Annotated in this window: 12 protein-coding genes; 5 read left to right on the plus strand and 7 right to left on the minus strand. The window is 72.6% G+C overall.

Annotation, left to right across the window (positions count from 1 at the left end):
* Window positions 1-25 precede the first annotated feature (25 nt).
* Genes EES42_RS12290 through EES42_RS12300 form a run of 3 tightly spaced genes read right to left on the minus strand, consistent with a single transcriptional unit; the run spans window position 26 to window position 3,514 of the window.
* Complete coding sequence (locus tag EES42_RS12290) at window positions 26-637, minus strand: TetR/AcrR family transcriptional regulator (RefSeq protein ID WP_124718160.1); 612 nt, start codon at window positions 635-637, stop codon at window positions 26-28.
* A gap of 29 nt (window positions 638-666) precedes the next feature.
* Window positions 667-2,754: a YhgE/Pip family protein gene (locus tag EES42_RS12295; RefSeq protein ID WP_124718161.1), complete on the minus strand. Its 2,088-nt coding sequence runs from the start codon at window positions 2,752-2,754 to the stop codon at window positions 667-669.
* Window positions 2,726-3,514 carry an ATP-binding cassette domain-containing protein gene (locus EES42_RS12300; RefSeq protein ID WP_124718162.1) on the minus strand — a complete coding sequence of 263 codons (789 nt, stop codon included), beginning with the start codon at window positions 3,512-3,514 and terminating at the stop codon, window positions 2,726-2,728. Before EES42_RS12300 ends, EES42_RS12295 begins: the two co-directional genes overlap by 29 nt.
* A gap of 168 nt (window positions 3,515-3,682) precedes the next feature.
* Between EES42_RS12300 and EES42_RS12305 the strand changes: the two genes are divergently transcribed.
* The 3 genes from EES42_RS12305 to EES42_RS12315 all read left to right on the plus strand — a co-directional run bounded on the left by EES42_RS12305 (window position 3,683) and on the right by EES42_RS12315 (window position 5,755).
* Window positions 3,683-4,210, plus strand: coding sequence for an SAV_6107 family HEPN domain-containing protein (locus tag EES42_RS12305; protein WP_124718163.1), 528 nt, complete (start codon window positions 3,683-3,685; stop codon window positions 4,208-4,210).
* Between the two features lie 102 nt (window positions 4,211-4,312).
* Window positions 4,313-5,071, plus strand: a complete 759-nt coding sequence (locus EES42_RS12310) for a class I SAM-dependent methyltransferase (protein WP_124718164.1) — start codon at window positions 4,313-4,315, stop codon at window positions 5,069-5,071.
* 291 nt (window positions 5,072-5,362) lie between these two features.
* Window positions 5,363-5,755 (plus strand): DUF3040 domain-containing protein, encoded by a 393-nt coding sequence (locus tag EES42_RS12315; RefSeq protein ID WP_124718165.1) that lies wholly within the window; start codon window positions 5,363-5,365, stop codon window positions 5,753-5,755.
* A gap of 279 nt (window positions 5,756-6,034) precedes the next feature.
* Here the strand turns inward: EES42_RS12315 and EES42_RS12320 are convergent, their stop codons facing one another.
* The 4 genes from EES42_RS12320 to EES42_RS12335 all read right to left on the minus strand — a co-directional run bounded on the left by EES42_RS12320 (window position 6,035) and on the right by EES42_RS12335 (window position 11,778).
* Complete coding sequence (locus EES42_RS12320) at window positions 6,035-8,545, minus strand: transglutaminase TgpA family protein (protein ID WP_124718166.1); 2,511 nt, start codon at window positions 8,543-8,545, stop codon at window positions 6,035-6,037.
* Window positions 8,542-9,921, minus strand: coding sequence for a DUF58 domain-containing protein (locus tag EES42_RS12325; RefSeq protein ID WP_124718167.1), 1,380 nt, complete (start codon window positions 9,919-9,921; stop codon window positions 8,542-8,544). Before EES42_RS12325 ends, EES42_RS12320 begins: the two co-directional genes overlap by 4 nt.
* Complete coding sequence (locus EES42_RS12330) at window positions 9,921-10,967, minus strand: AAA family ATPase (protein WP_124718168.1); 1,047 nt, start codon at window positions 10,965-10,967, stop codon at window positions 9,921-9,923. Before EES42_RS12330 ends, EES42_RS12325 begins: the two co-directional genes overlap by 1 nt.
* Window positions 10,968-11,214: 247 nt before the next feature.
* Window positions 11,215-11,778, minus strand: coding sequence for a beta-class carbonic anhydrase (locus EES42_RS12335; RefSeq protein ID WP_164495227.1), 564 nt, complete (start codon window positions 11,776-11,778; stop codon window positions 11,215-11,217).
* A 380-nt stretch (window positions 11,779-12,158) separates the two neighbouring features.
* Between EES42_RS12335 and rsmH the strand changes: the two genes are divergently transcribed.
* Window positions 12,159-13,124 carry a 16S rRNA (cytosine(1402)-N(4))-methyltransferase RsmH gene (gene rsmH / locus EES42_RS12340; protein WP_124718170.1) on the plus strand — a complete coding sequence of 322 codons (966 nt, stop codon included), beginning with the start codon at window positions 12,159-12,161 and terminating at the stop codon, window positions 13,122-13,124.
* Between the two features lie 49 nt (window positions 13,125-13,173).
* Complete coding sequence (locus EES42_RS12345; protein ID WP_124718171.1) at window positions 13,174-13,773, plus strand: cell division protein FtsL; 600 nt, start codon at window positions 13,174-13,176, stop codon at window positions 13,771-13,773.
* The last annotated feature ends 4 nt before the right edge of the window (window positions 13,774-13,777 follow it).

The following is a 13,777-nucleotide window of genomic DNA, read 5'->3' on the forward strand; positions in this document are numbered from 1 at the left end:
ATCGCCACGCGCCCGGCCGCGCGGGTCAGCGCCCGCTGACCCGCCCGTGCAGGAGCAGCGACAGCGCCGAGTGCACATCGTCGATCGAACGCTCCGGCTGGAACGCCTGCCAGTCCAGGGCAGCCACCAGCACCATGCCGACCAGCGCGGCCGCCGTCAGCGGGATGTCGATCTCCTCGCTCAGCTCACCGTTGCCCACGCCCTCGCGCAGCACCCCCTCGACCACCGCGACGGCCTCCTGACGCACCACCAGGAGGGTGCCCTGCCACGCCCGGTTGGTGCGCCACAGCTCCGCGACATACAGCTGGGTGAAGGCCGGATAGCGGTCGATGAAGACCAGGCCGGCCCGGATCATCCCGTCCAGGGCCTCGACCTTGGTGCCGCCGCGCTCCTCGGTCTCCTCGGCCGCGGAGCGCAGCGAGGCCGTCAGCAGCCCGACGCCATGACGCAGCAGCTCCTCGAAGAGCTCGGTCTTGCTCTTGAAGTTGTAGTAGACCGTGCCCTTGGCGACCCCGGCCCGCTCGGCGATCTCGTCCACCGTGGTCGCCGAGAAGCCCTTCTCGGCGATGAGGGTCACGGCTGCCTCGTAGAGCTTCTGCCGGGTGGCCCGCCGACGCGTGGTGCTGCTGCTTTCCATGCCCCCGATTCTCACAGGTTCCGGCGTGCTCACAGGCTCAGCTCCGGGTGGAGCCGGTCCAGGGTCCACACCTGCTTGCGGCGTGCGGCGACCGCGGTCAGGGCCAGCGCCCCCGCCGTGAAGGCCAGCAGCACCGCACTGCCCTGCCAGACCGGGCCCAGGCCGCCGCCCGTGATCAGCCGGCGCAGCCCCTCGACGATGTAGCTCATCGGCAGGTAGGGGTGGATCGCGTTGAAGAACCCGGGGCTGGTCTGGACGGGATACGTTCCGCCGGCCGAGGTCAGCTGGAGCATCAGCACCGCCAGTACGAGGATCCGTCCCGCGGCTCCGAACCGGGCGTTCAGCCACTGCACGATCGCGGCGAAGCAGCAGGTCACCAGCGCCAGGAAGCCGACCGTTCCGGCGGCGCGGGCCATCTGCAGACCGAGCCCCCAGTGCAGTACGGACATCAGGGCAGCCACCTGGAGCAGACCGATCGCGGCCACCGGCAGCCAGCCCGCGAAGGCGATCCGCCAGGCGGAGGCCCCGGCGGCGAGCGCGCGCCGGTTGAGCGGCTGGATCAGCATGTAGGCCACCATCGCGCCGACCCAGAGGGAGAGCGGGATGAAGTACGGCGCGAAGCCGGTGCCGTAGTTGGGGGCCGCGTGCAGCGACTGGGAGGCCAGCTGTACCGGGTCGGCCATGACTCCGGTACGGGCGTCGCGGTCCTTCTTGTCGTAGTCGGGGATCTTGCCGACGCCGTCGTTGAGCCCCTCGGCGAGGGTGGCCGAGCCGTCGCCGAGCCGGATCAGCCCGCCGTCCAGGTTCGTCGCGCCCTTCTTGAGGTCGCTCACGCCGGAATCCAGGTCGGCGGAGCCGGTCTTGGCCGTGGCGAGGCCGGTGTGCAGGTCGTCGGCGCCCTTGGCGACCTTGTGGGCGCCGGTGTTGAGCGCGTTGATCTTCTTGACGGCGGACTCCAGGTCCTCGTCCAGGCGCGGCGCGTGCTCGGCCAGGTCGTCGGCCTGCCGCTGGAGCGTGGTCAGCTGCTTGCTCAGCTTCTTCAGGTCCCCGTTCTGGTTGGTGACCAGTACGTTCACGTCGTCGGCGACCTTCGCGACATCGGCCGCCGCGGTCGTGGCGCGCTTCAGCGGCGGGCAGACGCCGGGGTCGTCGGGCTGCTGCTCCACGCAACTGGTGCGGTGGATCTCGGCGAGGTCGTCGGAGGCGGTGTGGGCGGCGGTGGCGGCGGTGGGCGCCGCCTTCACCAGCAGGTCGAGGTTGTCGCGCACGGTCTTCGAGGAGTCGGAGACCAGCCGGGCGGTGTCGCCGATCGACTTGCCGTTGTCCTTCAGGAACGGGCGGACGTCGGCCGCCACCCCGTTCACCTTGTCGGCGAGCTGCTGGGTTCCGTCGGCCACCTGCCGGGAGCCGGTCTCCAGGTCGCCCGCGCCCTTGTTCAGCTTGACGATCCCGCCGGCCAGCCGGCCGCTGCCGGCCTTGGCGTCCTTGAGCCCGTCCGCGAGATCCTCCGAGCCCTTCTTGGCCTTGCCGATGCCGCCCTTGAGGTCGTCGGCACCCTTGGCGGCCTTCGCCGTCGCGTCGTGGAGGTCGGAGAAGTTGATGAAGATCCGGTCGTAGAAGCCGCGCGAGGCATTGGTCGACGCGGCGGTGCGCACCTCGGAGAAGACCGTCCGGGAGATCTGTCCGACGATGTAGTTGTTGGCGTCGTTGGTCCGCACCTGGAGGGCGCCGGTCTCGGGGGAGTCACCGGAACTGGACGCGATCCGCTTGCTGAAGTCCGACGGCATGGTGAGCGAGAGGTAGTACGTGCCGTCCTCGACGCCCTTGTCGGCCTCGGCGGAGCTCACCTCGTGCCAGTCGAAGACCTTGGAGTCGAGGAGCTTGCCGGTGATCTCGTCGCCGGCCGCGACGCGCTTGCCGGAGGCGGTGGCGCCCTTGTCGTTGTTGACCAGTGCGACGGGGATCTTGTCGAGGCGGCCGTACGGATCCCAGAAGGACCACAGGTACAGCGCGCCGTAGAGCAGCGGCAGGAGCAGCAGTGCGACGAGTGCGGCGCGCGGCAGCTTTCCCCTGCCGAAACGCTTGAGCTCAAGCGCGGCCAGTCTCGGCGAACGCATCGGCCGTTCCTTCCTCGGTCGTGTCTGCCTCGGTCGTGTCTTCCCCGGTCGGGTCGGCCCCGGCGGCGGTGTCCGTGCGCAGGGTGATCGCGCCCTCGGGTGCCTGGCTGCAGACGGCGAGCACGGTGGTGCCGTCGGCCGCGACGGACCGCAGCAGCTCCCAGGCCTCGGCGCGTTCGGCGTCGGAGAGCTTGAGATCGGTGTCGTCCACCGCGAGCAGCCGGGGGCCGCCGATCAGCGCGAGGGCGATGGAGAGCCGCAGCGACTCCAGCCGCTCCAGGTCCCGCACGGAGGTCCGCTCGCCCTTGGGCAGCGTGGCCGGGTCGAGTCCGGCGGCGTCCAGCGCCGCGTCGATCCGTCCCCGGGCGGTGGCGATCCGCTCGGCACGCGGGCGCAGCAGGGCGCGCAGCGAACCGTCGAAGCGGCGCTGCAGCAGAGCCCGCTCGCGCAGGTGCTCGGCGACGGTGAGGGCCGGGTCGAGCTCGCTGACTCCCGGGACGGGGCCCAGCGCGGCGATGCGGCGTACGGCGGCCATCTTGCGCGGCAGGCGCAGCCCGCCGACCTTCGCCTGGCCCTCGGTGGGGCGCATCCGGCCGGTGAGGGCGAGCAGCAGGCAGGTGCGGCCCGAGCCGGAGGGGCCCTCGATCGCCACCAGCGAGCCGGGCCCGGCATCGACCCCCAGGCCTCGAAAGGCCCAGCCGCGCGGCCCCTTGAGGCCGAGATTCTCGGCGGTGACGGATGCCCCGTGCGGGCTGTCCACGGTCCCTCCCCCTGTTTTGAACTGACCAGTCAGTTCAAAAAGGTAGCCCGAACTCGCGAACGAAGCAAAACGGCAGGTCAGGGCGGGGTCGAGGTCGATTGTCAGTGGTGGCCCCCACGATGGATACATACGGCCACGAAGCCGTTACACGAGACAGGAGGTTTCGTCATGGCCCACTCGTCCGCAGCAGCCGCACCCCGGCGCCGCGCAGACGGCCCTGCCCCCTCACTGACCGGCCCGGCAAGCGATGTCCACCCCGTTCTGCGCCGCACCACGGCGCCGCCCGCCGCCCTCGATCTGCTCGCCAAGGCCCGCACCGGCCTCGACGAGGCCGCCGTTCTCGACGTGCCGAACGAGCGGTACGCCACCGCCCACCTCGCAGCGCTGCGCACCGCGGCCGCGGTGCTCGCCGCGCGGGCCCGCCCGGAGACGTCCGGGCGACGCCGGGAGCGCATCCGCAGCGCCTGGGAGGTCCTGCCCGAAATAGCCCCCGAGCTGACCGAGTGGAGCGCGCTGTTCGCCTCCGGCGCCCGCCGCCGGGCCCGCGCGGAAGCCGGGATACCGGGTGCCGCCAGCCGGCGGGACGCCGACGACCTGCTGCGTGACGCGGCGATGTTCCTGCGTCTGGTCGAGCGCCTTCTGGTGCTCCAGCCGGTGCTCCCGCAGGCCAGGAGGGAGCGGCCCGACGCGGGATGACGGCAGCGGCGGCGCGAGGCAATAGGGTGGGCAGCGCTCGTACCACCTGCACTGTTCACGCTCCGCCGTCCCAGGCGGCACCGTGCCGAGGAGTCATCTGCCGTGTCGGACCAGCTGCGCCCCCGCGCCTCCCTCCGTACCGCCGTGGTCTGGGAGGTCCTCAAGGACGCCCTCGACCACCGGGTGAAGGCGACCGGCAGGGACGCCCTGGATGTCCTGGACACCGGCGGCGGCACCGGCAACTTCGCGGTGCCGGTCGCCCGTCTCGGCCACCGCGTCACCGTCGTCGACCCCAGCCCCAACGCGCTCTTCGCGCTGGAGCGCCGCGCGGCCGAGGCCGGGGTCGCCGACCGGGTCCGCGGTGTCCAGGGCGACATCCACGGCCTGTTCGACGTGGTCGAGCGCGGTGGGTACGACGCGGTGCTGTGCCACGGCGTCCTGGAGTACGTGGACGACCCGGCCGAAGGGGTGCGCAATGCCGTGGCGGCGCTCCGGCCGTCCGGTGCGCTCAGCCTGCTCGCCGCCGGGCTCGGCGGCGCCGTCCTGGCCCGGGCGCTCGCCGGGCACTTCACCGAGGCCCGGCAGGCGCTCGACGACCCGGCGGGCCGCTGGGGCGAGGGCGACCCGGTGCCCCGGCGCTACACCGCGAAGCAGCTCACCGAGCTGGTCTCCGGTGCCGATGTCGAGGTCGGCGCGGTCCACGGCGTACGGATCTTCGCGGACCTCGTGCCGGGCGTGCTGGTGGACACGGAGCCCGGTGCGGTCGAGGCCCTGCTCAAGCTGGAGTCCGCCGCGGCCGAACTGCCCGCCTTCCACTCGGTCGCGACTCAGCTGCACGTTCTGGGCACCAAGCGCGCCTGAGCGCGGTCCGGTCCGGTGGTAGCTCGGCCGTAGCGCTGCTGATCAGCGACGCAGCAGCAGACGGAGTACGCACCGGGCCCCCCGATCGGGGGCTTCGCCCCGTATGATCGGGGGACACCATCCGGCATGACGGATCGGAGGTTGGGGAATCAACGCCTCAGCAGCTGAGCCGTCGTGGCGGCCCGGACTGGCTGATGGGCAAGAAGGCGGGTTTCACGGGGGCGATTCCCTGCCTATCCTGGAAGGGCCGCATACCGGCCGCCCCCCGCGGCCGACGACGAGGAGGACTCCGTGCCGCTCTCGGAGCACGAGCAGCGAATGCTCGAGCAAATGGAGCGAGCGCTGTACGCCGAAGATCCCAAGTTCGCGACAGCGCTCGAGGGAAGCGGGCTGCGTACGTACACCCGGCGACGGGTCTACCAGGCGGTCGCAGGCTTCCTGGTGGGTATCGCGCTCCTCATGGCCGGAATGGTCGCCCAGCAGATCTGGATCAGCGTGGTGGGTTTTCTCGTCATGCTGGGCTGCGCGGTCCTTGCGGTCACTGGTTGGCGCAAGGCGCCCAAACCGGGCGAGCATCCGGCGGCCGGACGCGGTGACAATCGCAGTCGGCCCAGGCAACGCCGGACCGTGATGAACCGGATCGAGCAGCGGTGGCAGCGCCGCCGCGACGAGCAGGGCCAGTAGGCCCTCGGACACACTTGGGTGAGGGGCGGCCGCGTCGACGCGGCCGCCCCTCACGTATGCCCGGGGCCGGTCACCGCGGACGCATGCCGGGCCGACTGCTCTGCGGGAGCAGAAGCAGGCAGGGGCAGGGGTTTCGGGCGGGCGGAGGCTTCGGCGGGCGGGCCGCACGTGGGCGGCCGGACCGCCGCGGAAGACGGCCGCAGGCAGAACTTCGCGGGTCGGCCGCCGGAACCGCGGCGGGGTGCGGCCCGCGACCTGCCGCGGACCACACCCCCGGTGTCATCCCTGCTGGCGCGACGGGCGCCGCAGCCACCCCGCCCACCGGTCGCGGCCCCACAGCGCCGTGCACCTGCCGGTGAACGCCGCCCAGCGGTCCGCGGCCGCCCAGACCACCCGAACGGCCGAGCGTGGAGCCACGACCGCCCGGATCCGGGCGAAGCGGCCGGCGGACGCCCGCAGACCGGCCCGTACCGTCGCCACGTCCTCGGCGAGGCCGGTGCTCCCCCGGGGCTCCGGGGCGTAGAGCACCTGCTCCACCGCTCCGGCCACCCGGTGCACCGCATCGGCCGCGTCGGGGCCGAGCTGCCCCAGCCGCACCACCCGGTCCGCCGCCTTGCGCGGGGTCCGGGAGTCGTCCGGTTCGATGCCGTGGTCCCAGGCGGTGTCGGTGATCTCCTGCCAGGCCGCCAGCGCCCGGGCCGTGGCGTACTCCGGTGGGTCGGGTTCGATGCCCCGACCCCGGTCGCTGCCGGTGGTGCCCTGCCCCGCAGGCGGCGCCGCGGTCCGGCCGCGCACCGGCGTACGCCCTGCGGAGAGACCCAGCCTGCGCCGGCGTGCCCGCAGTCGCCAGAGCAGCGGCAGCAGGGGCAGCGCGAGCAGCACCACGGCGAGCAGCACCACACCGATGACGGTGCCCGTCGGCGTCCCCGAGTCCGTCGGCGGCTTCACGCCCGCCGCCGCCGAGCTGCCGCATTCGCCCTGCTTGCGCATCTGCGCCGGGCAGCTGTCCGGGACGGACGGCGCGGTCGACGGAGCCGCCGAGGCGCCCTTCTCGGGCAGGGCCGGCATGTCCGTGTCGCCCGTGGGGACATTCTGCTGGGTGTAGGGGGGCGTGGTGCCCCGCGTCGGGGTCGGCTCGAACCGGGTCCACCCGACGCCCTCGAAGTACAGCTCGGGCCAGGCGTGCGCATCGCGCAGCCCCACCGAGACCGAACCGTCCGGCTGCCCGGTGCCCGGAGTGAAGCCCACCGCGACCCGGGCCGGAATGCCCAGCGTCCGGGCCATCGCGGCCATCGTGAAGGAGAAGTGGACGCAGAAGCCCTGCTTCTCCTTCAGGAACCGGGTGATCGCAGCGCTGCCGGTGCCCGAGTTCACCGAGGTGTTGTAGCTGAAGCCGCCGTCCGAGGCGAAGTAGGTCTGCAGCTTCACCGCCCGCTCGTAATCGTTGGCGGCGCCCTGGGTCACCCGGTTCGCGGTCTCTTCGACGACCTTCGGCAATGAGCCGGGAACGCGGGTGTACTCGCGCCGCAGTCCGGCCGGCGCCGGGCCCGCCGAGGCGAGCTGCTCGGCGGTCGGCTCGACCACCAGGCTGGAGACCCGGTACTGCGCGCCGCGGGTCGTCTCCCCGCGGTCGCCCACCAGGGTCCGTCCCTCCGGTTCGTACCGCCAGCGCCCGTCGATGCCGACTTCGGTCGCCGGGTAGGGGAGCGGCAGATAGGTCTGCTGGTAGGAGCGGGACGCGGAGATGTTCGACGTGATCTCGGTGACCGCCACGTCCGGGCCGAGGCCCTCCGGGGCCGGGAGCCGCTTGGGCACGTCCTTCAGACGGCGAGTGGAGGGCCGCCACTCGCTCCCGTTGAACTGGTCCAGGGCCAGGATCCGCAGATAGAAGTCCTGCGGGGCTCCGGAATTGGTGCGGTAGGACATCACCTGCCGGTTCTCCGGCTGGTTCAGATTGTCCTGCAACGAGACCAGAGGGTTCACCGCGGAGATGGTGCCGCCGCCCCCCTTGCCGGAGCTGCCGGTGCCCGTGCCGAACAGCATTCCGCCTTCGAGCGCAGGCAGCGCCGCCGGGACGACCAGCGCGACCCCCAGCGCCAGCGCGCCGATGCGGCGTCCGGTGCGGACCGGGGCCGTCGGCCGGCTGCCCGCGAGCGCCGTTCCGAGCGCCGGGCCTCCCGGGGACCTGCTGGCCGCGCCGCTGAAGACCCGCCCCCACTGGGAGAGCCGGTCGCGGCCCTCCGCCAGCAGGAGCAGCAGATAACCACCGGCCGCCAGCAGGAACCAGAGCCAGTCCGCCCCGCCCCCGGACAGCCCCGCGGCCACCGAGTAGAGCGCGAGGAGCGGCAGGCCGGCCGGGGCCGCGCTGCGGAACGTCACCGCGAGGGCGTCCACCACCAGGCCGACCAGCAGCACACCGCCGATCAGCATCAGCCGGATGCCGTCCGTCACGGGAGCCGGGGCGGCATACCTGCCGACGTCCTCGGCGCCCGACGCCAGCAGATGCGACAGCCGCTGGACGGCCTCCGGGCCGGGCAGCAGACCGGCCATCGCCTGCTGCCTGGCGAACACCACCGTCAGCAGGACCAGCGTGACCAGCGCCTGCGCCGCGACGATCAGCGCACGGGGCACGGGCGCCCGGCGGACCAGCGCGCCCATCCCGCTCTGGACCGCCAGCAGGAACGCTGCCTGCAGGATCCACCCGGCCGGCTCGACCAGCGGCAGCATCGAGGCCGCCGCCATCAGCGTCGCCGCAAAGGCGCACAGTGCCAGCCGACCACGACCGCTCATGACCATCCCCCGGAGAAACCCGTCGTGCCGCCCGCCGCGGCGGACTGTGCCGCCACGCCCTGCTGTCCCGCCTGCTGCCAGTACCGGGCGAGCCCGGCCCCGGGCGAGACCGCCACCGCCGTCCACCCCGATTCCCGCAGCAGCCGCAGCCGCCGCTCGGACGCCGCCTCAGCCCCCGCGGGCGGGACGTCGCCCTGCACCCAGTCCGTGCTGTCCAGCACGAACGCGACGGCGCCGCCGCTGCGCTGCCGCATCCGCGCCGCCACCGCCGCCTGCTCCTCGTCCAGATCACCGAAGAACGCGATCAGCAGCCCCTCGTTGCCGCCGCGCATCACGTCGTACGCGCGCGACAGACCACTGCCGTCGGAGTGGTCGACCACCGCCAGCGTGTCCATCATCAGCCCCGCCGAGTCGGCGGACTCCTGCGTCGATCCGGCGAAACCGCCCGCGCCGTCACCGGGCACCGCGTTCCCGTCGTCGGTCAGCAGCCGGACCGCGAAGCCGCGCTCCAGCATGTGCACCAGCGCGGACGCCGCCCCGGACACCGCCCACTCGAAGGCGGAGTCGGGCCCCGCCCCCCGGTAGGCGATCTGCCGGGTGTCCAGCAGGACCGTGCACCTGGCCCGCTGCGGCTGCTCCTCGCGGCGCACCATCAGCTCGCCGTAGCGCGCGGTGGAGCGCCAGTGGACCCGGCGCAGATCGTCGCCGTGCCGGTAGCCGCGCGGGATCACGTCGTCGTCACCGGCCAGCGCCAGCGAACGCTGCCGTCCCTCGCCGTACCCCGACGCCTCCCCGGCCAGCCGCACCGGCGGCAGCGGCTCGGTCCGCGGAATGACGACGAGGGTGTCGTACGCACTGAACGAACGGGTCAGCTCGCACATACCGAACGGATCACTCAGCCGCAGCTGCAACGGCCCGAGCGGATAGCGCCCGCGCAGATCCGACCGCACCCGGTAGGACACCTCGCGACGGCCGCCCGCCTCCACCCGGTCCAGCACGAACCGGGGCCGCGGCCCGAGCACATAGGGCACCCGGTCCTGGAGCATCAGCAGCCCGGTGGGCATCCGCGACACGTTCTCCATCCGCAGATGGACCCGGGCCTCCGAGCCCGCCGGGACCCGGGACGGCGAGAGCCGCCGGGTGCCCGCGACCCGGTATCGGGTGCGGACGAGCACCACCACACAGACCAGCGGCAGCGCGGCGAGCAGCAGCCCGACCCGCAGCAGATCCGCCTGCCCGAGCACATAGGCGCAGACCGCCGCGGCGATGCCGGCCGCCAGAAAGGACCGCCCACGCGTGGTCAGCCCGCTCAGCGCGGCCCGCAGAGCGCCCTTCTCGCCGCCGTCGTCCATCGCGGCCCGCCCCCCGGCGGCCATCACACCCGCCGTGCGCCGGGCTGCTGCCGGCCGTACGGCACCCGGCCCGGCTGGTGCTGCGGCTGCACCTGGGTTCCGCCGTCCGCGGTCGGAACTGGTGTCTGCTGGAGGATCTCCTGCACGACCTGCTCGGCGGTACGGCGGTTCAGCTGGGCCTGCGCCGTCGGCAGCAGGCGGTGCGCGAGCACCGCGACCGCCAGCGCCTGGACATCGTCCGGCAGGCAGTAGTCCCGGCCGCTGAGTGCCGAGGAGGCCTTCGCCGCGCGCAGCAGATGCAGGGTGGCCCGCGGCGAGGCGCCGAGCCGGAGATCGGGATGGCTGCGGGTGGCCGCGACGAGCTCCACCGCGTACCGCCGCACGGCGTCGGCCACATGGACCGTGCGCACCGCGTCGATCAGCTTCACGATGTCGTGGGCGTGCGCCACCGGCTGGAGGTCGTCGAGCGGCGGGAGGCCGCCGTGCACATCGAGCATCCGCAGCTCGGCCTCCGCACTCGGATAGCCGATCGAGACCCGCGCCATGAACCGGTCGCGCTGGGCCTCGGGCAGCGGATAGGTGCCCTCCATCTCCACCGGGTTCTGGGTGGCCACCACCATGAACGGATCGGGCAGCTCGTAGCTGTGCCCGTCGATGGTGACCTGGCGCTCCTCCATGGACTCCAGCAGCGCCGACTGGGTCTTCGGCGAGGCCCGGTTGATCTCGTCGCCGATCACGATCTGGGCGAAGATCGCGCCCGGTTTGAATTCGAAGTCGCGCCGCTGCTGGTCGAAGATGGACACACCGGTGATGTCCGAAGGCAGCAGGTCCGGCGTGAACTGAATGCGCCGCACCGAGCAGTCGATGGACCGTGCCAGCGCCTTGGCCAGCATCGTCTTGCCGACCCCCGGGACGTCCTCGATGAGGAGATGCCCCTCCGCCAGCAGTACGGTCAGCGAAAGCCGTACGACCTCAGGCTTGCCCTCGATCACACTCTCCACCGACCTGCGCACCCGCTCCGCGGTCGTGGTCAGATCTGTGAGGCTCGCTCGATCGTCATAGGTCGTCACCCGGCCCTCCTCGGCCCTGCCCCACGCTCTCCAGGAGCAGTGGGGTACCCCATTTCACGGGCCGACGCGCACGCAGCGGTCCGGCCCACCCCGAAACACGGACACCCCTTCGGACACGTCCGGCGGGATGTCACACGCGCATTCTCGTTGCCGTTACCGCTTCGTGTCACTCGCCTGTGGACAACTGGGGGCGAAATGCCGGTTTCGGTGGGGTTTTCGGTGCCTGGAGGGTGGTGCCCCGGGGAGGTCAGGCGACGGGAAGGATCTCCCGCAGCAGACCGCTGGTCACATCGAAGACGAAGCCGCGGACGTCGTCGGTGTGCAGCAGGAACGGCGAGGTGCGCACGCGCTGCATCGACTGCCGTACGTCCTGGTCGGCGTCCTTGTACGCCTCGACCGCCCAGACCGGACGCTGGCCGACCTCCACCTCCAGCTCCTGGCGGAACTCCTCGGTGATCGACTCCAGACCGCAGTTGGTGTGGTGGATCAGTATCACGCTGCGCGTGCCGAGGGCCCGCTGGCTGATGGTCAGCGAGCGGATCACGTCGTCGGTGACCACGCCGCCCGCGTTGCGGATGGTGTGGCAGTCGCCGAGCGCCAGGCCCAGCGCGTCGTGCAGGTCGAGCCGGGCGTCCATGCAGGCGACCACGGCGACGCGCAGCACCGGCTTGGCGTCCATGCCCGGGTCTTCGAATTCGGCGGCGTACCGGACGTTCGCCTCGACGAGACGGTCGGTGACCGTGCCCCCGCCACGGGCCTGGTCGGCGTCGTTCGAGGAAGACCGGACGGGAGAGTGCGCGGAAGTCGACATGGATACGACGTTAGCTCCCGCACCTGCTCCCGTCGTGCTGTGAGAAGGGACAAAGAACGTCAACGAGACTTGTTGTGAGGTAACCCACAAGCCTCACAGCCGTTCGTTCGGGAGGGTGTACAGGGGGCCCGGCGACGCGCTGCCGGGTTGATTGATCGGGAATCGATCGAATGGCAGGGTGGACTAAAGTGACGGGAAGTTACCGACACCCTGCACATTCCGTAGATTTCCCCTGTGTGTGCGGCGTACGTACGGGCCCGGCCCTCTCCCGCTCGCGGTCGGCCGACGCCCCTTCCCCGGCGCCGGCCCGCCTCCCCTTCTGAGCGGGCGGGGACCAGGCCGTACGTGCGGCCACACGGGACCTGAGCCTGAGAGGGCGCATGAGCCAGACCCGACACGTCCCGGTGATGCTCCAGCGATGCCTGGACCTGTTGGCCCCGGCTCTTCAGACGCCGGGACCGCAGGCGCCCGTGGTCGTCGACTGCACGCTCGGCCTCGGCGGTCACAGCGAGGCACTGCTCTCCGCCTTCCCCTCCGTACGGCTGATCGGCCTGGACCGGGACAAGGAGGCGCTGCGGCTCTCCGGCGAGCGGCTCGCCCCGTACGGCGACCGCGCCACCCTGGTGCACGCCGTCTACGACGAACTGCCCGAGGTGCTCGCCAGGCTCGGCATCCCCAAGGTCCAGGGCGTCCTGTTCGACCTCGGCGTCTCCTCCATGCAGCTGGACGAGGCCGACCGCGGATTCGCGTACGCCCAGGACGCCCCGCTCGACATGCGCATGGACCAGACGACCGGCATCGGCGCGGCCGAGGTGCTCAACACCTACCCGCCGGGCGAACTGGTGCGGATCCTGCGGGCGTACGGCGAGGAGAAGCAGGCCAAGCGGATCGTCTCCGCGATCGTGCGCGAGCGCGAGAAGGAGCCGTTCAGCAACAGTGCCCGGCTCGTCGAGCTGATCCGCGACTCGCTGCCCCAGGCGGCCAAGCGCACCGGCGGCAACCCCGCCAAGCGGACCTTCCAGGCGCTGCGCATCGAGGTGAACGGTGAGCTCAGCGTCCTGGAGCGGGCCATTCCGGCGGCCGTGCAGAGCCTCGCGGTCGGCGGCCGGATCGCCGTCCTCTCGTACCACTCGCTGGAGGACCGGCTGGTCAAGCAGGTGTTCGCGGCGGGCGCCGCCACCACGGCGCCGCCCGGACTGCCGGTCGTCCCCGAGCGCTACCAGCCCCGGCTGAAGCTGCTGACCCGCGGCGCGGAACTGCCCACCGAGGAGGAGGTCGCCGAGAACCGGCGCGCCGCCCCCGCACGGCTGCGCGGCGCCCAGCGGATCCGCGAGGAGGAACGATGAGCGCCCGGCCGCCGGGTACCCGGAAACCGGTGATGTGCGGGGCGGCGCGGTGAGCAGACCGGCCGGGCAGCTGAAAGGGCGCGCCGCGCGGCTCGTCCGGCTGATGCCGGCCGGGCCCAGCAACGCGGCCCGTACGCCCTTCGTCCTGCTGGTCGTGGTGCTGCTCGGCGGCGGCCTGATCACGCTCCTGGTGCTCAACTCGGCCCTCAACGAGGGGTCGTTCAGGCTGAGCGAGCTGAAGAAGCGGACCACCGAGCTCACCGACGAGCAGCAGGCCCTCCAGCGTGACGTCGACAACTTCTCCAAGCCGGACGCCCTGGAGCGGCGCGCCCGCGAGCTGGGCATGGTGCCCGGCGGCAGCCCCGCCTTCCTGAACCCGGACGGCACGGTCCGCGGCGTACCCGCCGAGACCACCGCCGAGCCCGTCCCGCCGCCGCAGCCGAAGAGCAGTGCGCCGGCGGCGCCCCCCGCGTCCGCGTCCCGGGGCGCCGGCCCCCGGCCCGGCGCCCCGGCCCCGCCCGCCCCGTCGCCGTCGGCCACGTCTTCGGGCGCCGCCGTGCCCGGCACCTCCGCACCCAGCACCTCCGCGATCCCGCCCGCCGGGACGCGTACCCCGGCAGAACAGACCCCGACGAGCCCCGGCAGGTGACGCA

Origin of the sequence: Streptomyces sp. ADI95-17 (genome assembly GCF_003846175.1) — a bacterium.
In the GTDB taxonomy this organism is placed as follows: Bacteria; Actinomycetota; Actinomycetes; order Streptomycetales; family Streptomycetaceae; genus Streptomyces; species Streptomyces sanglieri.